This is a genomic window from Faecalibacterium sp. PGM34, assembly GCF_054456555.1.
The window spans coordinates 2,221,344-2,242,654 of record NZ_CM136898.1; the positions used below are offsets into that span (position 1 = coordinate 2,221,344).

Annotated in this window: 12 protein-coding genes, 3 rRNA genes and 1 pseudogene; 2 read left to right on the forward strand and 14 right to left on the reverse strand. The window is 57.1% G+C overall.

The annotated features are described in order from the left end of the window. Positions 1-106: 106 nt before the first annotated feature. The 8 genes from ACXPUX_RS10630 to ACXPUX_RS10665 form a co-directional block, all read right to left on the reverse strand. Complete coding sequence (locus ACXPUX_RS10630; RefSeq protein ID WP_458828273.1) at positions 107-832, reverse strand: YkgJ family cysteine cluster protein; 726 nt, start codon at positions 830-832, stop codon at positions 107-109. Between the two features lie 84 nt (positions 833-916). Then, a complete protein-coding gene (locus tag ACXPUX_RS10635) occupies positions 917-1,789 on the reverse strand; it encodes a D-alanyl-D-alanine carboxypeptidase family protein (RefSeq protein WP_458828274.1) in 873 nt (290 codons plus the stop codon). A gap of 151 nt (positions 1,790-1,940) precedes the next feature. Then, positions 1,941-2,057, reverse strand: a 5S ribosomal RNA gene (gene rrf, locus ACXPUX_RS10640). Between the two features lie 126 nt (positions 2,058-2,183). Next, positions 2,184-5,018 (reverse strand): 23S ribosomal RNA (locus tag ACXPUX_RS10645). Between the two features lie 272 nt (positions 5,019-5,290). Further along, positions 5,291-6,801 (reverse strand): 16S ribosomal RNA (locus ACXPUX_RS10650). Together the 16S, 23S and 5S rRNA genes form the textbook arrangement of a ribosomal RNA operon. Before the next feature lie 650 nt (positions 6,802-7,451). Then, a complete protein-coding gene (gene pheT, locus ACXPUX_RS10655) occupies positions 7,452-9,863 on the reverse strand; it encodes a phenylalanine--tRNA ligase subunit beta (protein WP_458828275.1) in 2,412 nt (803 codons plus the stop codon). Between the two features lie 18 nt (positions 9,864-9,881). Continuing rightward, entirely contained in the window at positions 9,882-10,904 is a 1,023-nt protein-coding gene (gene pheS / locus ACXPUX_RS10660) for a phenylalanine--tRNA ligase subunit alpha (RefSeq protein ID WP_097783653.1), read from the reverse strand. 347 nt (positions 10,905-11,251) lie between these two features. Then, the gene (locus tag ACXPUX_RS10665; RefSeq protein WP_458828276.1) at positions 11,252-12,373 is read right to left on the reverse strand and encodes a hypothetical protein; all 1,122 of its coding nucleotides are present in this window, start codon (positions 12,371-12,373) and stop codon (positions 11,252-11,254) included. A 76-nt stretch (positions 12,374-12,449) separates the two neighbouring features. Between ACXPUX_RS10665 and ACXPUX_RS10670 the strand changes: the two genes are divergently transcribed. Both ACXPUX_RS10670 and ACXPUX_RS10675 read left to right on the forward strand, forming a co-directional pair. Then, positions 12,450-12,737 (forward strand): YabP/YqfC family sporulation protein, encoded by a 288-nt coding sequence (locus ACXPUX_RS10670; RefSeq protein ID WP_458828277.1) that lies wholly within the window; start codon positions 12,450-12,452, stop codon positions 12,735-12,737. 9 nt (positions 12,738-12,746) lie between these two features. After that, positions 12,747-13,883 (forward strand): sporulation protein YqfD, encoded by a 1,137-nt coding sequence (locus tag ACXPUX_RS10675; RefSeq protein WP_458828278.1) that lies wholly within the window; start codon positions 12,747-12,749, stop codon positions 13,881-13,883. 55 nt (positions 13,884-13,938) lie between these two features. Here the strand turns inward: ACXPUX_RS10675 and hslO are convergent, their stop codons facing one another. The 6 genes and pseudogenes from hslO to ACXPUX_RS10705 all read right to left on the reverse strand — a co-directional run bounded on the left by hslO (position 13,939) and on the right by ACXPUX_RS10705 (position 21,284). Continuing rightward, complete coding sequence (gene hslO / locus ACXPUX_RS10680) at positions 13,939-14,853, reverse strand: Hsp33 family molecular chaperone HslO (RefSeq protein WP_458828279.1); 915 nt, start codon at positions 14,851-14,853, stop codon at positions 13,939-13,941. Between the two features lie 3 nt (positions 14,854-14,856). After that, complete coding sequence (locus tag ACXPUX_RS10685) at positions 14,857-15,606, reverse strand: class I SAM-dependent DNA methyltransferase (RefSeq protein ID WP_458828280.1); 750 nt, start codon at positions 15,604-15,606, stop codon at positions 14,857-14,859. A 4-nt stretch (positions 15,607-15,610) separates the two neighbouring features. Continuing rightward, positions 15,611-16,213: a ribosome biogenesis GTP-binding protein YihA/YsxC gene (gene yihA / locus ACXPUX_RS10690; protein ID WP_458828281.1), complete on the reverse strand. Its 603-nt coding sequence runs from the start codon at positions 16,211-16,213 to the stop codon at positions 15,611-15,613. Between the two features lie 20 nt (positions 16,214-16,233). Further along, positions 16,234-18,686, reverse strand: a pseudogene (gene lon, locus ACXPUX_RS10695) (endopeptidase La). A 141-nt stretch (positions 18,687-18,827) separates the two neighbouring features. Beyond that, positions 18,828-19,373, reverse strand: a complete 546-nt coding sequence (locus tag ACXPUX_RS10700; protein WP_458828282.1) for a Gx transporter family protein — start codon at positions 19,371-19,373, stop codon at positions 18,828-18,830. 15 nt (positions 19,374-19,388) lie between these two features. Next, complete coding sequence (locus ACXPUX_RS10705) at positions 19,389-21,284, reverse strand: ABC-F family ATP-binding cassette domain-containing protein (RefSeq protein WP_005924008.1); 1,896 nt, start codon at positions 21,282-21,284, stop codon at positions 19,389-19,391. Positions 21,285-21,311: the final 27 nt, after the last annotated feature.

The following is a 21,311-nucleotide window of genomic DNA, read 5'->3' on the forward strand; positions in this document are numbered from 1 at the left end:
AGGTTCGCTTTACACTCGTGAAGTATATCACAGAATTGCTGGCAAAACAATCCACTTTCCCCTGAAAACGGCCTTAATTATCGATTCAAGTAAAGTCATCTATCAATTATTTTGAACGATCATTTCGCTTTTTCTGATACTCCGTCAGTTTGTGCAATTCCGTGTCCAGCGTTCGCAGGTTTGCTTCCAGCTGCGGCAGATAGTCCTGCGCATAATCGTAACCAAAATACAGCGCCTGCCAGAGCTTTGCCTGCATCCGACGTATCAACACCGGGCTGAGTACCGCCTCCAGCTGCTCCACCGTATCCTCCAGCGCCATACAGGTCTGTGCCCAGCGCACGTCAATAGCTTCCCGGGCGGGCACATCGTAACGGGCAAGGTAATCCTGCACCCTTGCCTCGATCACCTGCCCGCCGCAGCCGGTGGGCTGCAAAAAGTAGTGTACCTCCCCTGCCCGGCTGATCTCCTGCGCCAGCGGATACAGTGCGCAAACCAGCGGCTCAGCCTCATGGATGGCGCAGTGATTTTCGGTCAGAAAGGGGCAGTTGTTGCGGTTTTCCTTCACCGGGGCAAGCCGCAGCACCGGTAAATGGCTCACCCTGCCAATGCTGCCGCGGCAATAACCCCGGGCTACGATCTGCGGCGGCAGACGCAGCCGGGCAGCAATACGCCACAAGTCATACCCGGACAGCACGATATCCTCCCGCCCGCGGCAGCAGTTGCCGCAGCCTGCACAGGCAAAGCGGAACTGCGTATCCCGCTCCAGCAGCGGCATGGCATCGGTACGGGTAAAATCCACCTGTCCGCACAGGTCAATGGCTTCGTCTCGCATAGTCAAACATCCTTTTCCATGATAGAATGTCCCTATTGTACCGCCGGAGCACCCGGTTTGCAAGGCGAGTCCTGTGTAGCGCGGTTATTTTTTATCCGCCAGTTTCCGGTACACATGCACTGCATCGCGGATATTGTACTGCTCCGTTCCATGGTCTCCGGGCGCGGCAAGCGTAACAAGGATGTACTCTTTTCCGTTCACGGTGGCAAGGCTGGCCAGACACAGCCCTGCGGCGGCGGTATACCCTGTTTTGCCGCCTTCGATCTGCGTTCCCGTCGGAAGCTCTGTTCCGTCCAGCTTGCCCAGCAGTGTGCTGGTCAGCGAAACGCCTTCCGGGTGCTGTGCAGTCGCATTAGTGGTGTAGTGCTCGGTTGTAAAAATTGTGCGGAAGGTCGTATTGTGCAGTGCTGCCTGCAACAGCTTTGCCATATCTGCCGCGCTGGAATAGTGCTCGGTATCGGTCAGACCGGTTGCATTTGTAAAATGGGTGTTCTTCATGCCAAGCTCTGCGGCCTTTTGGTTCATCAGCGCGGCAAAGTTTTCTTCACTGCCGCTTACCAGCTGCGCCAGCGCCTCACAGCATTCTGCGCCGGAGGGCAGCATCGCGCCGTAGAGCAGGTCCCGCACCGTGACCGTCTCCCCAGGCATAAAGCCCGCCATGGAGGCGTTTTCAGTCTGCAAGGCCGGAAAAAAGTCCTCCGGCAGTGTCACCTGTTTATCCAAGTCGGGCTCTGCCTCAATGGCTAGCAGCACAGTCATCATTTTTGTCAGGGATGCCGGAGCAGTACGCTCATCAGCACGTTTCTGCGCCAGTACCCGCCCGCTTTGGGCGTCCAGTAAGATCGCGTGTCGGCTGGCTGTATCCAGCAGGACATTCTGCCGCAGAAACAGCACCAGCAGTACAAGCAGTGCCGCCAGAATACATAGCCGCCGACAGCGGCGGTGGAATCGTTTCATGATTATATCGCATCCTTTTTTGCAAAATTATAAAGCGCTTTCACCTCTTAACACGAGGCAAAAGCGCGTTTTCCTGCAATTTTGCGGCCATGTATTTTTATACGAGCGCAACAAAAAAGCCCTGAGACTTTCATCTCAGAGCTTTCAGTTAAGTCGGCGACTACCTATTTTTACAAGCCGTTTCCAGCTAACTATCTTCGGCACAAGTAAGCTTAACTTCTGTGTTCGGAATGGGAACAGGTGGAACCTTACCGTCATCGACACCGACCGATCTGACTGGATCAGTATATCACATTTCTGCTTTACTGTCCAGTATTTTTTAGAAGGACGTGCCTTCAAAACTGAATAATCACTGCTGACATTTTTTCGTTGACTTAAAAGTCTCAAGCGAATTGTGGTCAAGCCCTCGACCTATTAGTACACGCTTGCTGAATGGATCACTCCACTTACACATCGTGCCTATCAACCTTGTAGTCTTCAAGGGGTCTTACTTGTTTAAAACAATGGGATATCTTATCTTTGGGTCGGCTTCACGCTTAGATGCTTTCAGCGTTTATCCGATCCGTACATAGTTGCCCAGCTATGCTCTTGGCAGAACAACTGGTGCGCCAGAGGTACGTCCGCTCCGGTCCTCTCGTACTAGGAACAGCTCCCATCAAATATCCTGCGCCCACGACAGATAGGGACCGAACTGTCTCACGACGTTCTGAACCCAGCTCGCGTACCGCTTTAATTGGCGAACAGCCAAACCCTTGGGACCGAATACAGCCCCAGGATGCGATGAGCCGACATCGAGGTGCCAAACCTCCCCGTCGATGTGGACTCTTGGGGGAGATCAGCCTGTTATCCCCAGGGTAACTTTTATCCGTTGAGCGATGGCATTTCCACTCACATACCACCGGATCACTAACTCCAACTTTCGTTACTGCTCGACCCGTCAGTCTCGCAGTTAGGCTCGCTTCTGCGTTTGCACTCTTTTGCTTGATTTCCGTTCAAGCTGAGCGAACCTTTGAACGCCTCCGTTACTCTTTAGGAGGCGACCGCCCCAGTCAAACTGCCCACCTAACAATGTCCCCCGCCTTGATTCAAAGGCGCAGGTTAGAATTCCAATATCGCAAGGATGGTATCCCAACGGCCACTCCACAAAAGCCAAAGCTCTTGCTTCCCAGTGTCCCATCTATCCTGTGCATGCAACATCGAAACCCAATATTAGGCTACAGTAAAGCTCCATGGGGTCTTTCCGTCTTGTCGCGGGTAACCGGCATCTTCACCGGTACTACAATTTCGCCGGGCGGGCTGTTGAGACAGTGCCCAAATCATTACGCCTTTCATGCGGGTCAGAACTTACCTGACAAGGAATTTCGCTACCTTAGGACCGTTATAGTTACGGCCGCCGTTCACTGGGGCTTCGATTCAATGCTTGCACATCTCCTCTTAACCTTCCAGCACCGGGCAGGCGTCAGCTCGTATACGTCATCTTTCGATTTAGCACAAACCTGTGTTTTTGGTAAACAGTTGCTTGGGCCGATTCTCTGCGGCTCCATCTCTGGAGCACCCCTTCTCCCGAAGTTACGGGGTCAATTTGCCGAGTTCCTTAACAACCCTTCTCCCGTTGGCCTTAGAATCTTCTTCCTACCTACCTGTGTCGGTTTGCGGTACGGGCACCGCAGAAATTCACACAGCTTTTCTCGCCATCTTCCATCCCGGACTTCGGTACTAATTTCCCTCGATCGCTACCGGAACCAACACCCGGCTCCGAGACTTCAAATGTGTCCCTGTGTTTAACTCTTTTGGTGGTGACGGAATCTCTACCGTCTGTGCATCGGCTACGCCGTCAGGCCTCACCTTAGCTCCCGACTAACCTGGAGCGGACGAACCTTCCTCCAGAAACCTGAGGCTTTCGGCCATGCAGATTCTCACTGCATTCGCGCTACTCATTCCGGCATTCTCACTTCTATACACTCCACAGCCGCTTGCGCTACTGTTTCACCGCGTATACAACGCTCCCCTACCCAATGTACAAAGTACATTGCCTAAGCTTCGGTGTCAAGTTTAGCCCCGTTAAATTCTCCGCGCAAAGACGCTCGACCAGTGAGCTATTACGCACTCTTTGAATGTGTGGCTGCTTCTGAGCCAACATCCTGGTTGTCTACGTATCTTCACATCGTTTTCCACTTAACCTGACTTTGGGACCTTAGCTGTAGATCTGGGCTGTTTCCCTTTTGACAATGACATTTATCTGACACTGTCTGACTCCCAAGCATCAATACTCTGGCATTCTGAGTTTGATAAGCTTCGCTAACCTCTCGGCCGCTAGGCTATTCAGTGCTTTACCTCCAGGTATCTAACTTGAGGCTAGTCCTAAAACTATTTCGGGAGAACCAGCTATCTCCGGGTTCGATTGGAATTTCTCCGCTACCCACAGTTCATCCGCCGCCTTTTCAACGGAGGTCGGTTCGGTCCTCCATGGAATTTTACTTCCACTTCAACCTGACCATGGGTAGGTCACCCGGTTTCGGGCCCATTGTATGCAACTTAACGCCCTTTTCAAACTCGCTTTCGCTTCGGCTCCAGACCTTAAGTCCTTAACCTTGCTGCATACAATCGCTCGCCGGACCGTTCTACAAAAAGTACCCTATCACACTTTGACGTGCTCTAGGTGCTTGTAGGCACAGGGTTTCAGGTTCTTTTTCACTCCCCTCCCGGGGTGCTTTTCACCTTTCCTTCACAGTACTATACGCTATCGGTCACTGGGTAGTATTTAGGGTTAGAGGGTGGTCCCCCCGTATTCCGACCAGGTTTCACGTGTCTGGCCGTACTCTGGATCCTGCGCAGCTCTCTCCGTTTTCACCTACGTGGTTCTCACACTCTCTGACCGGCCTTCCCATGCCGTTCGGTTAACAGATTAAGTCCTAAAAGCAGTCCGTACCCCGGAAGTATTTCTACTCCCGGTTTGCCCTCTTCCGCGTTCGCTCGCCACTACTTACGGAATCTCGTTTGATGTCTCTTCCTCGCCCTACTTAGATGTTTCAGTTCAGGCGGTTCCCTCGATATACCTATTTTTAAGTTCAGTATAACGTACCTGAGTATGAACCCAGGTGAGTTTCCTCATTCAGAAATCTCCGGATCAATGCTTATTTGCAGCTCCCCGAAGCTTATCGCAGCTTATCACGTCTTTCATCGGCTCCCAGTGCCAAGGCATTCGCCCTGCGCCCTTGTTCGCTTGACCCTTTCAAACGTTCTTTAAGAACATTTGGTATCCTCTTGATTCTCTCTTGCCAACGAAGATTATTGTTACCCTTCCTTTTGAAATTGTAATATTTCTTAAAAAAGAACTTACTATAATCTTTGTTTCGCAGTTATTATTCAGTTTTCAAGGTACGTCTTTGAGCGTCCTTTTCAGGGCCCTCAAAATCGAACAATATCTACTTAAACTCTTAACGTATCACCTGTTCCAATGACCGGCCATCTTGGATGCTCTGTCATTGCCTGACTCCTTAGAAAGGAGGTGATCCAGCCGCAGGTTCTCCTACGGCTACCTTGTTACGACTTCACCCCAATCACCAGTTTTACCTTCGGCGGCGTCCTCCTTGCGGTTAGACTACCGACTTCGGGTCCCCCCGGCTCTCATGGTGTGACGGGCGGTGTGTACAAGGCCCGGGAACGTATTCACCGCAGCATGCTGATCTGCGATTACTAGCAATTCCGACTTCGTGCAGGCGAGTTGCAGCCTGCAGTCCGAACTGGGACGTTGTTTCTGAGTTTTGCTCCACCTCGCGGTCTTGCTTCTCTTTGTTTAACGCCATTGTAGTACGTGTGTAGCCCAAGTCATAAAGGGCATGATGATTTGACGTCATCCCCACCTTCCTCCGTTTTGTCAACGGCAGTCTGGCCAGAGTCCTCTTGCGTAGTAACTGACCATAAGGGTTGCGCTCGTTGCGGGACTTAACCCAACATCTCACGACACGAGCTGACGACAACCATGCACCACCTGTCTCTGCGTCCCGAAGGAAACACATATTTCTATGTGCGTCGCAGGATGTCAAGACTTGGTAAGGTTCTTCGCGTTGCGTCGAATTAAACCACATACTCCACTGCTTGTGCGGGCCCCCGTCAATTCCTTTGAGTTTCAACCTTGCGGTCGTACTCCCCAGGTGGATTACTTATTGTGTTAACTGCGGCACTGAAGGGGTCAATCCTCCAACACCTAGTAATCATCGTTTACAGTGTGGACTACCAGGGTATCTAATCCTGTTTGCTACCCACACTTTCGAGCCTCAGCGTCAGTTGGTGCCCAGTAGGCCGCCTTCGCCACTGGTGTTCCTCCCGATATCTACGCATTCCACCGCTACACCGGGAATTCCGCCTACCTCTGCACTACTCAAGAAAAACAGTTTTGAAAGCAGTTCATGGGTTGAGCCCATGGATTTCACTTCCAACTTGTCTTCCCGCCTGCGCTCCCTTTACACCCAGTAATTCCGGACAACGCTTGTGACCTACGTTTTACCGCGGCTGCTGGCACGTAGTTAGCCGTCACTTCCTTGTTGAGTACCGTCATTATCTTCCTCAACAACAGGAGTTTACAATCCGAAGACCTTCTTCCTCCACGCGGCGTCGCTGCATCAGGGTTTCCCCCATTGTGCAATATTCCCCACTGCTGCCTCCCGTAGGAGTCTGGGCCGTGTCTCAGTCCCAATGTGGCCGTTCAACCTCTCAGTCCGGCTACCGATCGTCGCCTTGGTGGGCCGTTACCTCACCAACTAGCTAATCGGACGCGAGGCCATCTCAAAGCGGATTGCTCCTTTTCCCTCTGCTCGATGCCGAGCTGTGGGCTTATGCGGTATTAGCAGTCGTTTCCAACTGTTGTCCCCCTCTTTGAGGCAGGTTCCTCACGCGTTACTCACCCGTTCGCCACTCGCTCGAGAAAGCAAGCTCTCTCTCGCTCGTTCGACTTGCATGTGTTAGGCGCGCCGCCAGCGTTCGTCCTGAGCCAGGATCAAACTCTTTATAAATGATATTTATCACTTAAAAGTGTTAAATCTTGTTTCGCTCAGCACGCAATCGCTTGCGTCCTGTGTGAATTACTTTTGTTTGGAATTGTTTACCGTGTTTTTCCAACACGAAAATAGGTTCCGTTACAAGTTCTTTCGATATTGTTCAATTTTCAAGGTCCTGTGCGCCTCAGCCTTAGCGGCTGACGACTTGATTATTTTACCACAGAAGCGGTTTTTTGTCAAGCACTTTTTTGAGAAGCTTTTGAACTTTTCTGAACTTGGAGCACTTCGTACATCTCAGTGTCAACCGTGAGCTTGTCGGGGTGAGACCCCTCCATCTTGCTTTCGCAAGACCGCTCTGTTTGCTTGAACGCCCCACTGGGGCGATTCATTGCTTTCGCAACCGCAAAGCTTTTCAGCGTCTATTGGTTCTTTTCAAAGGCTTCCTGCTGAGGCTACGGAAGTCATTCTTTTGCCTCAGCGCTTGGCGCTCAAATATAATACCACACCCCGCTGCACTTGTCAACACTTTTTGACATCTTTTTTAAAAGAAAATTGAGTTTGCTTCACCCATATTGTGGTTTCTCCCTCTCCCCCATGCAAAAAGGCCGTCCATGCACTGCACAGACGGCCTTGGGTCTATATATTATTACTTATATCATGTGTGCTCAACGGATCTCGATACCCAGCTTGAACTTCAGGTTGCCGAGGATCTTCTTGACCACGCGCTCCACTTCCTCAGCGGAGACTTCCTTCTTGGGGTCGGACAGGGACAGGCTGAAGGCCATGCTCTTTTTGCCCTCGCCGAGGTTTGCACCACGATAGATATCGAACAGCTTGACCTCCCTGACCAGCGGGCTGGCCTTGCGGATGGTCTCTTCGATCTCGCCGCAGGACACAGCCTCGTTGCAGACCAGAGCCAGATCGCGCTTGACCGGTGCATAGGGGCTGAGGGGCTTATAGCGCAGCTCGCCCTCTACGCAGGACATCAGAGCCTCGTAGTCCAGCTCGCCCAGATAGATGTTCTGGCTGTCCTTCTGCTCCTTGGCGATCTCCAGCTCGGCGTTGATCTCGTTGGCCAGCTTGCCGAACACGCCCAGCCGCTTGCCGTTGCAATACACAGCGGCACTGATGCCGGGGTGCAGCCATGCGGCAGTCTCGCGTTGATAATCAAAGGTCAGGCCAAAACCGGCTGCCAGTGCTTCCAGTGCGCCCTTGACGGTGAAGAAGTCCTCCTCGGGGCCGAAGGCACCGATGCAGAGGGTCTGACGCTCGTGGGGGTGCTCATTGATGGGCAATTCCTTGGCCAGATAGACCGGTGCCATCTCGAACAGACGGCCCTCGGCGTTGCCCTTTTTCAGGTTATCTACGATAACGTTCAGCATGGAGGGGGTCAGCAGGGTGCGCATGATGGACAGGTTCTCGCTAATGGGGTTCAGGATACGGATAGCCTTGCGGGCTGCATCCTCGGCGGGGATATGCAGCATATCCAGCTCAGCGTTGGAGTAGAAAGCCAGCGTAGAGGCTTCGTAGAAGCCCTGTGCAGCCAGCAGACGCTTGGTCTTGAGTTGCTGCTTCTGGTCGTAGTTCAGGCCGCCGTTGGTGACGGAGGCAGTGTTCAGGAAGGTGGGCACGATGTGGTCGTAGCCGTACTCACGGATGACCTCCTCGGCCAGATCCGGGAAGCTTTCCACGTCATCACGGTACAGGGGCGCGGACACATCCCAGCTGCCATCGGCCTGCACGTCCACAGTGAACTCCAGACGCTGCAGGATGTCGATCATGGTCTGGTCGGGCACGGTGATGCCCAGCACGCCGCAGATCTTAGCCGGGGTGGTGACGATGTGCTTGCGCTCCAGCGGGCGGCCATCGGTCAGGTCGTATTCCAGCGTGGTGATATCACCGCAATCCAGCTGCTGGATCAGGTGCAGAGCGCGTGCCAGACCCAGCTGCGGAGAATAGCGGTTCACGCCCTTTTCGTAGCGGGCAGAAGAATCGCTGTTCTGACCCAGTGCACGGCTGGTTTTACGCACGCTGTCGCGGGCAAAGGTAGCGCACTCGAACAGCAGGCTGGTGGTGTTATCGTCCATACCGGAGTTTGCGCCGCCCATGATACCGGCCAGTGCCACCGGCTTTTCGGCATCGCAGATGACCAGATTGTTGGGGTTGAGGGTAAATTCCTTCTCGTCCAGCGTAACGATCTTTTCGCCCTCATGGGCGCGGCGCACATCAATGGTGCGGCCGGAGACCTTGTTCAGGTCAAAGGCGTGCATGGGCTGACCCATCTCCAGCAGGGTGTGGTTGGTGATATCCACCACGTTGCTGATGGAGCGCAGGCCGCACAGTGCCAGATGGCGCTTCATCCAGCGGGGAGACTCACCCATGCGGATGTTGCGGACATAGTGTGCCATGTAGCGGGGGCACAGTTCTGGTGCTTCCACCTTCACGGTGATGGGAGCATCCGGCTCGCAGACGGCCTTATAGTCCATGGCAGGCATATGCAGGGGCTTGCCCAGAACCGCAGCCACCTCGCGGGCAATGCCCAGAACGGACTGGCAGTCCGGGCGGTTGGCGGTGATGGAGATATCAAAGATGTAGTCATCCAGACCCACCACCGGAGCAATATCGGTGCCGGGAACAGAGTCCTCGGGCAGGATGAGCAGGCCGTAGACCTCAGAGCCCGGGAACAGATCATCGTTCAGACCCAGCTCTGCGCCGGAGCACAGCATACCGTTGGATTCCACGCCCTGCATCTTGCGAGCCTTGATGGTGATGCCGCCGGGCAGGGTGGAGCCATCCAGTGCGGTAGGCACGCAATCGCCCAGCTTCATGTTGGCAGCACCGGTGCTGATGCGGATCTCGTGGCCGTAGGCACCGCAGTCCACCACACACTTGGTCAGGTGGGTGCCCTCCTGCTTTTCCATCTCCACGATCTTGCCGACGACCACCTTGCTGATGCCGGCATCCAGCGGAATGAGCTCTTCCACCTCGAAGCCGCAGGAGAACAGCTTCTCCTCCAGCTCCTGTGCGGTGACATCGATATCAACGAATTCTTTTAACCAGCTGAAAGGTACTTTCATTGTTTGTTCTCTCCCCTCTTATTCGTGGAACTGCTTGAGGAACTGCAGATTGTTCTCGAACATCAGACCAATGTTGTTGATGCCGTATTTCAGCATGGCGATACGCTCGATGCCGATGCCGAAGGCGAAGCCGGAGTACTCGTCCGGGTCAATGTTGCAGTTTTCCAGCACCTTACGGTTGACGACGCCGCCGCCCAGCACCTCGATCCAGCCGGTGTGCTTGCACAGGGGGCAGCCCTTGCCGTGGCACTCGAAGCAGCTTACGTCCACCTCCACGCTGGGCTCGGTGAACGGGAAGTAGGAGGGACGCAGACGGGTGCGGGTATCGGCACCGAACAGCTTCTGCACGAAGGTGTTCAGTGCGCCCTGCAGATCGCCCAGCGTGATGCCCTTATCCACGACCAGACCTTCCATCTGGTGGAACATAGGGCTATGGGTAGCGTCCGAGTCAGAGCGGAACACGCGGCCGGGGATCAGCACCTTGATGGGCGGCTTCTGGCTGTCCATGGTGCGGATCTGGCCACCGGAGGTCTGGGTGCGCAGCAGGAACTCATCGGACAGATAGAAGGTATCCTGCATATCGCGGGCGGGGTGATCCTTGGGCACGTTCAGGCGGGTGAAGTTGTGGTCGTCGTCCTCGATCTCCGGGGCATCCGCCACGGCAAAGCCCATACCGGAGAACACGTCGATGATCTGGTTGGTGACCAGCGTCAGCGGGTGCAGACCGCCCACAGGGCGGGTCTTGGCGGGCAGGGTGATATCCACCGTTTCGGCGGCGTTGCGGGCAGCAAGTTCTGCCTGCTTCACGGTCTCGGCAGCGGCATCGTAGTCTGCCTGCACCTTCTGCTTGAGTTCGTTGATGATCTTGCCCATGGCGGGGCGCTCTTCCGGCGCAACGGTGCGCAGATTCTTCATCAAGGCAGGGATCTTGCCGTTTTTGCTGAGGTATTCCTGCCAGAAGGAAGCCAGCGTCTCCTTGCTGGACACCTGACCAAGGCTTTCAGCGGCCTGCTTGGCCAGCTCATCGATCATTGCTTGCATGGATTTTCTCTCCTTTATTCTTTGTGTTCATGGAGCGGAGTATAACAAAAAAGCCCCGCCCCCTGCCCGACTGCTCAGGCAAAAGGGACGAAGCTGTAACCATTTCTGCTCCGCGGTACCACCCGGTTTCCGCCTGCGCAAAGGCAGACGGCGCTCAAACGCCGTAACGGGGCGCAACCGTCCTGTGCTAATAGATGCGCTTTGCATCGTTCGCACAGACCGCTCGGGAGCGAACTTCAGCCCCTGCCGCACATGGAAGCCCTTTCAGCCGGTGAAGCTTCTCTCTTTGCCGTGCAGACAGCGCCTACTCTCTCCGTCGCTGCGTTTGGTATTATGATAACCAAGAGTTATGTTACCACATTTTGCGGCGGTTTGCAAGCCGCAGAGCGGTTTTTATTTGCCGGAGCTGCATTTTGCGCCCTCCTCCCGGTCAGGCGGCAGGCCTCGCAGGCCGTGATGCAGCACACCGCAAACACCAGCAGGGCGCAGTCTGTGGGCACCCGCTGCATGGGCACCACCCGGGCGCACAGGGTGTTGAAGCTTTCCACAGCGCTCTGCGGCAAGCCCAGATAAAACAGCGCCAGCGAAAGCGGCAGATGCAGCACCCTGCCCCACAGCAAGGGGCGAAGCGAGACCTCCGGCGGGCAGAGAGTGCGCACCTGCAGCAGCACCGAAGCGCCCTGCACGCTGAGCGCGGCGCAGCACAGCCCGCTTGCCCACAGACCGGTGCGGGCGGCGTAGTCGCAGCCGGAGCACACCTCCAGCAGCATGGCTGGAAAGGGCGCAAGCGCTGCCGGCAGCAGCAGCCCGCAGCCTGCCGCCAACAGCCGGAAATATAGCACAAAACCGCATAATTTCAGGTAGGTCACCGCTGCCTGTGCAAGGATAGCATCCAGCGCCGGCGGCGGTTCTGTTTGTGTTGCAGCGAGCGGTGCGGGCAAGGGTTTTGGTCTGCCGCAAACACGGCAGAGCAGCGCCGCCGTCAGCCAGCCCGCCAGCACCTGTGCTGCAAACAGGCACAGCCCTGCCGTGCGGCTGCCCAGCAGCTGTTCCCCGACCGTCAGAATGACAAAGGATGGCCCGGAGCATATGCAGGCAGGCAGCAGAGCCGAAGCCTCCTGCGGGGTCAGTTCTCTGCTGCGGACTGCCTCGGCAGCAGCGGCGGCGGCAGGGGCAAAGCCGCCCACAAGGCCGATAAGCAGCACACTGCCCGCGCTGCGGCTGCGCAAGCCGATACAACGCACCACCGGCCAGAGCAGCACGCCAAGTACCTCGCCCGCGCCGCTGCGCATGATGAGCGCCGACACCACCAGAAAAGGGAACAACGACACCAGCAGCGGCCCACCGCAGAGTGCAAGACCCTGCCGCAAGGCATCCGCGCAGGTCTGGGGCGCAGCAAATACCAGCGCCGCCGTGGCTGCACCCAGCAAAAAAAGCCCCGGATACAGCGGTTTGCAGCTTTTACTCATAAGAACGCCCTCCCCCTCCATATATATGGAAGCATGGGCTGTGCAATGTACAAAGCGCGGGACGGGAGGGACAAAGATGGCCAGAGCACACCACGACCGGCGCAACCCGGGCGACTGGCTGCGCGGGCTGTTCCGACAGCCGCCGCCCGGGTTTTACAGCCGCCCTGCCGTATACCTGAGTGGCGACCGGATGGAGATCGAGCATTTTTGCACGGTGTTGTTTTTTGATGAAAACAAGCTGTGCCTGCGGCTGGCAAAAGGGCGGTTCACGGTATACGGCAACGGACTGCGCATCTGCACCCTGACCGCCGCCCGGCTGACGGTACAGGGGCAGTTTTTGCGCACCGATTTTTCCGATGAATAGGAGGCCGTCATGGAAGCTGCAAGCCTTTGGGCCGGGGTGCGCTTTACCGCCCGGAACGGCAGCCCCGAGGCGCTTTTGACCGATGCCGCCGCGCAAGGGCTGCATTTGTATGGCATTTCTTCCCTGCCCGGCGGCTTTTGCGGCCATTGCGCCGCATGGCAATACCGGCGGTTTGCCGCCTTTGCCCGGCATAGGCGGGTGCGGCTGCGGATAGAAAAACGGCAGGGGCTCTATTTTTTGCTGCGTCCGCTGCTGCGGCGCAAGGGGCTTTGGGTAGGTCTTGTCGCTTGGGGGCTGGTACTGGTCTGGCTGCAAGGGTTTATATGGGCAGTGGACGACAGCAGCCTGACCACCGGGCAACGGGCGCGGGCAGGTGCAGTGCTGCGCAGCTGCGGCTTGCAGCCCGGCACTGCCGTAACCGAGGAGCTGCTGCGCACCGGAGAGTATGCCCTGCTGGAAAGCGGCGAGTTCTCGTGGGCAAGCCTGAATTTTGAAAAGGGACGGCTTGCGGTGGAGGCTGCCCCTGCATGCGCACGGCCTGAGATCGCCGCAGGCACCCTGCACGGACTACGGGCAAGGTGCAATGGAACGGTGCTGCGTACAAATCTTATCAGCGGCACCATGCTGGTAGCCCCCGGGCATACTGTGGAGGCCGGGCAGGGGCTGATCGGTACGGCGCGTATTGAACGGGACGGCAGCCTTATCTTTGCCCCGGCGGCAGGCACGGTAGTGGCGCAGCTAGAATGGGAGACAAACCAGAGCGTTCCGCTGGCAGAGACACTGCCGCAGCTGACCGGCGAAAACAAAACAAATTACCGACTATTTTTTGCCGGGCATTCTGCCGCGTTCCCGTCCTCCATACCTGATAGGGACGGGCTGTGCCGCACCCGGCATCTGCAATTAGAGGTTTTCGGTCTGCCCCTGCCCTGCGCGGTGGAGGAGACCACCTATTACGGGCAGCAACAAGAAACAATATTTCGCACCGAGGCGCAGGCGCTTACGCTGGCACGGTTACAGGGACTGCGGGCGCTGCACGAAGCTTTCCCGGATGCTGAGATCTTCGCCCGTCAGGAAGCGTGCACCGTGCAGGAGGATACGTTGCATTACAATGCGGTGTATACCGTGGCGGCAGATATCTGCACATAGCAAAAGGCGGCTGCGCAGTTATGTGCAGCCGCCTTTTGAAAAGTGTTTTCTTATTTCACTGGATGGGCTGAGCGGCTTCGGTGGCCTGTGCTGCCTGTGCATCGTACTCGGCAAGCAGAGCGTTCAGGTCATACTGGTACTTGCTGTGGCAGAAGTGGCACACCACCTCACAGGTGGGATCCTCGTCCCGCATCCGCTCAAGCTCGGCACGGCCAAGGCTGAGCAGCATCTCCTTGGTGCGTTCGGCGCTGCAATCGCACTGGTACTGCACCGTGCGCTCGTCCAGCACGTTGGGGGTGAAGCCGGCCAGCGCCAGCTGCATCATGTCCTCGGGGGTCTTGCCCGCATGGAGCAGTTCGGTGACAGAGGGCATGGCGTTGATGTTCTTTTCCAGCTGGTCGATTTCGGCATCAGTAGCGCCGGGCAGCAGCTGTACCATAAAACCACCGGCGCAGAGGATTGACAGGTCTTTGTCCACCAGCACGCCCAGCGCCATCACGGTAGGCACCTGCTCACTGTACGCATAGTAGCTGGTCAGATCCTCAGCGATCTCGCCGGATACCAGCGGCACCTGCCCGACTGTGGGCTCCTTTTGCAGGCGGTTGTCCCGGATGACGGTCAGCACACCGTCCTTGCCCACGGCAGTACCCACGTCCAAGTGGCCGTTGGCTTTGGCGGGCAGCTCCACCAGCGGGTTATCAATGCAGCCCTTCACGTTACCGGTGCCGTCAGTGCAGGCAATGACCACGCCGGCGGGGCCGCCGCCCGCCACACGCAGGGTGATGCGGTCGCGGTCATCCTTGAGCATGGAGCCCATCAGGGTAGCACCCGTGAGCAGACGGCCCAGTGCCGCGCTGCAGGTGGCGCTTGTGGTGTGAAGCTTTTCTGCTTTACGGACGATATCGGTGGAATCCACACCGCAGAACACGACACCGCCGTTCTCGGACAGGCCGCGGATCAGGTTTGCCATAGGTTATTCCTCCAGTTGTGTATACTGTTTTGTTGCGCAGAAGAAGTAGCGCTGGCTTTCCTTGTTCAGCGGGCCAAAGGTCTCGCCATCGCAGACACTTTCCAGCACAAAACCGTGCTTTTCCAGCGATGCACGGATGGTGTCCAGATCGTAGGTGTACTCGCAGAATTCCTCGTGGAAATGCTCGCCGGTCTCGTGATAATCAATATCCACCGTGATCTCCACCTTGCGGTCAGCTGCGTTATAGTGGTTGCGCCACACGCAGGCGGCATCCTCTTCCTCAAAGGTGAATGCGTTATCGCCCAGAACCTTCCGGTGCTTATAGGGGGTGTTCATATCAAAGAGGAACACGCCGCCTTTTTCCATAAAAAAGCCCGCGTTGGCAATGGCGGTATCCAGATCCGGGATGTGGTTGAAGGTATCAAATGTGGATACCGCCGCCCGGATGGTGCCGTAGAGATCCAGCTTGAGCAAGTCCTGCCTCAGCAGCAGCAAACGGCCGGAAAGCCCCAGCTGCTCGGCCTTATCCCGCACCACGCAGAGCATCTCCTCCGACTGGTCGATGCCGATCATATCGTAGCCCGCCTGCGTCAGCATCAGGGTCAGTTCCCCGGTGCCGCAGCCAAGGTCGGCTACAATGCCGTCATGGATTCCGTGGGCTTCCAGCTTTGCATGGATCTGGCTGTACAGGGCGTCGTAGTCCGCTTCGCCGTTGAATTCATCGTAAAAATAGGCAAATTCGTTGTAAGCCATAGCGTTACTCCGCTTCCTCGTTTTTCGCAGCCACTGCGGCGTTGAGCACCGCTTGCAGCTCCGGGATGCCGTAGCCGTTTTCGCCGCTGGTCAGCACCACCTTCTGGCAGCCGTAGGGGCGGCAGATGTTTTCAAAGTCCTCCTGCGTTTTGGCAAGCTGGCTTTTTTTCAGCTTATCTGCCTTGGTCAGCGCCACCACATAGGGGATGCGGTGGTAGTGCAGGTAGCGCAGCATCTGCAAATCATCTGCGCTGGGGGCGTGGCGGCAGTCCAGCAGCTGCACCAGCAGGGTGTGGTGGCGGGGTGCCTCGAAATAGCTGTTGATGAGGTCATCCCAGCGCTCGCGGTCGGCATTGCTCACCTTGGCGTAGCCGTAGCCCGGCAGGTCCACAAAATAGCAGTCATCCACCGAATAGAAGTTGATGGTAGCCGTTTTGCCCGGCGTACTGGACACGCGCGCCAGATTTTTGCGGCTGCACAGCTTGTTGATCAGGCTGGATTTGCCCACGTTGGAGCGCCCCGAAAAGCTCAGCTCCGGGCGGTCGCTCTCGGGCAGCTGGCTGGAAATGCCATAGCTGGCAATAAAATCAGCTTTATTGAAGATCATGGCGTGTTCCTTTCTGTTTTTCAGCAGACAACGCCCGGCTGGTTCTTCTCAGGCGCGGCAGGGATGCGGCTCTCCCCTGCCTTGGACTTTTTGGTGCGGGGACGGCCTGCGGTGCTCTTGGCAGCCTTCGGCTTGAGCAGAGCGGCAGCCAGCACCTGCGAGAGGTTCTGCATGGGCAGGAAGGTCAGGTTCTTCTTAACTTCCTCGTCGACATCGTACAGGTCAGGCTCGTTGTCCTTGGGGATGAGCACGGTCTTCATACCCTCGCGGTAGGCAGCCATGCTCTTTTCCCGCAGGCCGCCGATGGGCAGCACATTGCCGTGCAGGGTGATCTCGCCGGTCATTGCCACATCGCCGCGTACCGGAACGCCGGACAGGCAGGACACCAATGCCGTGGTCAGGGTGACGCCCGCACTGGGGCCGTCCTTGGGCACAGCGCCCTCGGGGGCGTGGATGTGCAGGTCGCATTTCTTCAGCCGCTCGGGGTCGATGCCGTATTCCTCGGCGTGGACACGCACCCAAGTGACTGCCAGCTGTGCGCTCTCCTTCATCACATCGCCCAGCGAACCGGTAACGGTGATCTTGCCGGTACCGTTGTCCATGACCTGCACCTCGATGGGCAGGGTCTCGCCACCTACGCTGGTCCATGCCAGACCGTTGGCGATGCCCACGGCGTTGGTGCGGTTGAGGAAGTCCGGCTTGACGATGCGGGGCCCAGCAGTTCCTCCAGCATGGCGGCGGTCACTGCTACGCTTTCCACCTCGCCGGAAGCGATCTTGCGGGCGCACTTGCGCAGCACACTGGTGATGGTGCGCTCCAGATTACGCACACCGGCCTCGCGGGTGTAGCCGTCGATGATGCCGTAGAGTGCGCCCTGGTTCATGGTGACCTTGCCGGTCAGACCACAGGCCTTGAGCTGCTTGGGCAGCAGGTGCTTGCGGGCAATATTGTATTTTTCCACGCGGGTATAGCTGGGCAGCTCGATGACGTCCATGCGGTCGCGCAGCGGGCCGGGGATGCTGCCCAAGTCGTTCGCGGTGGTAATAAAGAGCACATGACTCAGGTCAAACGGAATATCAATAAAATGATCGTTGAAGGTGCTGTTCTGCTCCGGGTCCAGCGCTTCCAGCAGAGCTGCCGCCGGGTCGCCCCGGAAGTCCCCTGCCAGCTTGTCGATCTCGTCCAGCAGCATCAGGGGGTTGGAGGACTTGGCGGTGATCATGGCGCTGATGATTTTGCCGGGCATGGCACCAATGTAGGTGCGGCGGTGGCCGCGGATCTCGGCCTCGTCCCGCACGCCGCCAAGACTGATGCGCACATACTTGCGGCCAAGGCTTTCTGCGATGGAGCGTGCAATACTGGTTTTGCCCACGCCCGGAGGGCCTACCAGACAGATGATCTGTGCCTTCACATCCGGTGCCAGCTTGCGCACGGCCAGCGTTTCCAGAATGCGGTCCTTGACCTTTTTCAGGCCGTAGTGATCCCGGTCTAAGATCTGCTGGGCGCGATGGATATCCAGATCATCCACAGTCATGGTGTTCCACGGCAGATCCAGACAGGTATCCAGATAGGTGCGGATGACCGTTGCTTCCTGATTGCTGCTCTGCATCCGGGAAAGGCGGTCTACCTCCTTGAGCAGCTTTTTCTCGCTGTCCTCGGCAAGGTGCAGTTCCCGGATCTTGCGGCGGTAATCATCGGCTTCGGCGTGGGTATCGTCCCCCTCGCCCAGTTCATCATTGATGATGTGCAGCTGCTCGTGCAGGTAGTAATCGCGCTGGTTCTTGTCCATGGACTCGTTGACCTTTTCCGCGATCTCCTTTTCGATCTTCATCACCTGACATTCACGACGCAACATCTCCACAAGGCGCTGCAAACGGCCGTTGAGGGTGTTCTCGTTCATCACGGCCTGCTTGTCCTCGTAGCGGAACAAGAGGTTTGCCGGCATATATTCGGTGAGGAACATGGGGTCATCGCTGGAAACAATGGTGAACACAACGTCCTTGGCAAGGCGCGGGTTCATGCCCAGATACTCGTCAAAGCCGGTCTTGAGGGCGCGGAGCAGCGCCTCGGTCTCCACAGCTTCTTCGGGCTTTGCGGCACGCACCGGAGCGGAGCGCACAGCAGACAGCAGAAAATCGCCGGTGGTATCCAGCTCGGTCAGCTTGGCGCGGTACTTACCCTCCACCAGCACCTTGACCAGCTCATCCGACACGCGCAGCACCTGCTTGACCTCGGCTACTACGCCGTAGGTGTACAGGTCTTGCTGGGTGGGTTCACTGGTCTCCATCTCCTTCTGGGCAACCAGAAATACATTGGAGTTATTGGCCATGGCCCACTCCACGGCAGCAATGCTTTTTTCCCGCCCGACTTCAAAATGAACAAGGTTGTTGGGGAACACCACCAGCCCGCGCAGTGCGATGGTGGGCAGATGGAGTTCCTTCCGCTCGACCTTGATGGTAACTTTTTCAGACATATACAAACACCTCCCGACTGCCGCTCAAGTTCCCATGCTGCGGCAGTGCTATCTTTTGGGGTCTTTTTTGATAAAAATACAGTTGTTTCCTTATTATACAGATTTCCGACCAAAATGCAACTGCCCAGTCGGAATGGTCGGTCATTCGGGGCGGTTTTCATGGGTGTTGAAGCCCATCTTGCCCAGCGCGGGCAGCAGCGCCCGCAGCGTGACCGAGGTGAGCGCGCCCATGACAAGCCCCAGCACCAGCATGACCGGCGCGTAGTACAGCGACAAGGACGAGGAGATGATGACCCCTGCGCCCAGCAGCTGCCCCACGTTATGCGCCAGTGCGCCGCAGACCGACAGGATGAACCATGTAGGACGCACCGGCAGAAGATAGTACAGCACCCACATCACCGCAAGGGACAAAAGCCCGCCGCACAGCGAGAGGAAGCCCGCCGTGAAACCGGACACCAGAAAGACGAACAGCGCCTTGAGCACATCCAGCACCAATGCCTGCCGGGGCCCCATAAAGAACAAAGCGTACATGATCACGATATTGGCAAGCCCCAGCTTCATGCCCGGCAAAAGCCCCGGGATGACCAGCGTTCCCTCGATGAAGGAAAGCGCCATGGCCAGTGCAAACAACAGGCCAGACAGGGCGATGTGCCGTGTTTTTTGATAGTTGCGGTGATTTTTAGGCATAGAGGATACGCTCCTTTATTCTTCGGGCTGCTGCGTCTGCTCGTAGGCTTCCTGCTCTTCCATGGCGGCTTCCCATGCGGCAAAAAGCTCCTCCTGATGGAAGCGCAGGTCGCTCAGTTCATCGCTTTTCTGGCGCAGCAGATCGGGGTCGTTGTACACCTCCGGGGAGTTGATCTCGTTGTCCAGCTCTACCTCGCGTGCGCCGCAGGCCTCCATCTCGTCCTCACAGGCTTTGATCTTGGCGCGCAGCTCGGCGCGGCGGCGGCGCTGCTCCTTGCCGTAGCCGGTCTTGGCGGGCTCGGCAGCCTTCTGGGCAGCCTGCACCGGGGCGGCACGTCCCATCAGGGCATCGTAGCTGGGGTAGAGCACGGCCTTGCCGTCCTCAAGATAGAGGATGGGACAGGCCAGACTGTTCATCAGGTGACGGTCGTGGGTGACCAACAGCAGGGTGCCGGTATAGGCCATCAGCGCTTCGGTCAGGTTTTCGCGGGTATAGATGTCCAAGTGGTTGGTGGGCTCGTCCAGAAACAGCAGGTTCGGCCGTTCCAGCACAATCTCCGCAAAGCGCAGACGCGCCAGCTCGCCGCCAGACAATGCCTCGCAGGGCTTGAACACGGTATCGCCCCGGAAGCCCAGCTTTGCAAGGTGGCTGCGCACCTCCAGTTCGGTCATGCGGGGGTACTTGTTCCAAATGACATCAATGACCCTGCCCTGCCCCAGACGGTTCTGCTGCTGGGCAAAGATGCTGGGACGCGCCCCGGTACCCAGCCGCACCATGCCGCCGGAGGGGCGGCGCTTGCCGTCCAGCACCTGCATCAGAGTGGATTTGCCCGCACCGTTGGGACCGGCAATGATGAGCCGCTGCCCGCGGCAGACCGTATAGGTAAAGGGTTCCAGCAGGGTGCGCTCCCCGATCTTGATGCTGAGATTTTTCAGCATCACCAGCTCATTCCACGGTTCTACGTCATATTCAAAGCGGAATTTCAGCTGGTTAGTCTCGTCCTTGGGTGCCTCCGTAATCTCCAGCTTTTCCAGCTGCTTGCGGCGGCTCTGCGCCATTTTGGTGGTGGAGGCGCGCACAAGGTTGCGGTCCACATAGTCCTGCAGCTTTTCAGCCAGTGCCACATCGGCATCGTGCTGCTTCTGGCGCAGGGCATCGGCAGCTTCCTTCTGGGGCAGATAGGCCGAGAAGTTGCCCTTGTAGGTGGTCATGGTCTGGAAGGACACCTCCCAGATCTTTGTACAGACATTATCGAGGAAATAGCGGTCGTGGCTGACCACCAGCACCGCGCCGGAGTAGCCCTTGAGATAATTTTCCAGCCATTCCATGGTAGCAAAGTCCAAGTGGTTGGTGGGCTCGTCCAGAATGAGGACATCCGGCTTTTCCAGCAGCAGCTTTGCCAGGCGCAGCCGCGTCAGCTCGCCGCCGGAGAGCACCGCAATGTTCTTTTGCCATGTATCCTGCGCAAAGCCCATGCCGGACAGCACCTTTTTGATATTCACGTCCATGTTGTAGCCGTCGGCAGCGTCCACAATGTTTTGCAGGGCATCGTGCTGTGCCAGCAGGTCGGCGTTATCGGGCTGGGCAGCCATGCGGCGCTCCAAGATCTGCATCTGCGCCATGGCATCCAGCACCGGAGCAAAGGTGGCGCGCATCTCGCCGTAGATATCCAGCGTGGCGTCCAGCTTTGCGTTCTGCTCCAGATAGCCCAGTGTTACCCCGTGGGTCACGCTGAACTCGCCCTCGTAGTCCTGATATTCGCCGGTAAGGATCTTGAGCAGGGTGGTCTTGCCTGCACCGTTTTGTCCCACAATGCCGATGCGGTCCTCCCGCTCGACACTGGCGGTCACATCGTGCAGCACCACCTTTTCGCCAAAAGTCTTACCCAGTTTTTCCAAATGTATCAGCATAGTTTTGATCCGTTATCCGTTCTTTTT

Excerpts from the sequence above, each read along its gene's own strand:
- ACXPUX_RS10630 (WP_458828273.1), bottom strand. The coding sequence starts at position 832 with ATGCGAGACGAAGCCATTGACCTGTGCGGACAGGTGGATTTTACCCGT.
- ACXPUX_RS10635 (WP_458828274.1), bottom strand. The coding sequence starts at position 1,789 with ATGAAACGATTCCACCGCCGCTGTCGGCGGCTATGTATTCTGGCGGCA.
- pheT (WP_458828275.1), bottom strand. The coding sequence starts at position 9,863 with ATGAAAGTACCTTTCAGCTGGTTAAAAGAATTCGTTGATATCGATGTC.
- pheS (WP_097783653.1), bottom strand. The coding sequence starts at position 10,904 with ATGCAAGCAATGATCGATGAGCTGGCCAAGCAGGCCGCTGAAAGCCTT.
- ACXPUX_RS10665 (WP_458828276.1), bottom strand. The coding sequence starts at position 12,373 with ATGAGTAAAAGCTGCAAACCGCTGTATCCGGGGCTTTTTTTGCTGGGT.
- ACXPUX_RS10670 (WP_458828277.1), top strand. The coding sequence starts at position 12,450 with ATGGCCAGAGCACACCACGACCGGCGCAACCCGGGCGACTGGCTGCGC.
- ACXPUX_RS10675 (WP_458828278.1), top strand. The coding sequence starts at position 12,747 with ATGGAAGCTGCAAGCCTTTGGGCCGGGGTGCGCTTTACCGCCCGGAAC.
- hslO (WP_458828279.1), bottom strand. The coding sequence starts at position 14,853 with ATGGCAAACCTGATCCGCGGCCTGTCCGAGAACGGCGGTGTCGTGTTC.
- ACXPUX_RS10685 (WP_458828280.1), bottom strand. The coding sequence starts at position 15,606 with ATGGCTTACAACGAATTTGCCTATTTTTACGATGAATTCAACGGCGAA.
- yihA (WP_458828281.1), bottom strand. The coding sequence starts at position 16,213 with ATGATCTTCAATAAAGCTGATTTTATTGCCAGCTATGGCATTTCCAGC.
- ACXPUX_RS10700 (WP_458828282.1), bottom strand. The coding sequence starts at position 19,373 with ATGCCTAAAAATCACCGCAACTATCAAAAAACACGGCACATCGCCCTG.
- ACXPUX_RS10705 (WP_005924008.1), bottom strand. The coding sequence starts at position 21,284 with ATGCTGATACATTTGGAAAAACTGGGTAAGACTTTTGGCGAAAAGGTG.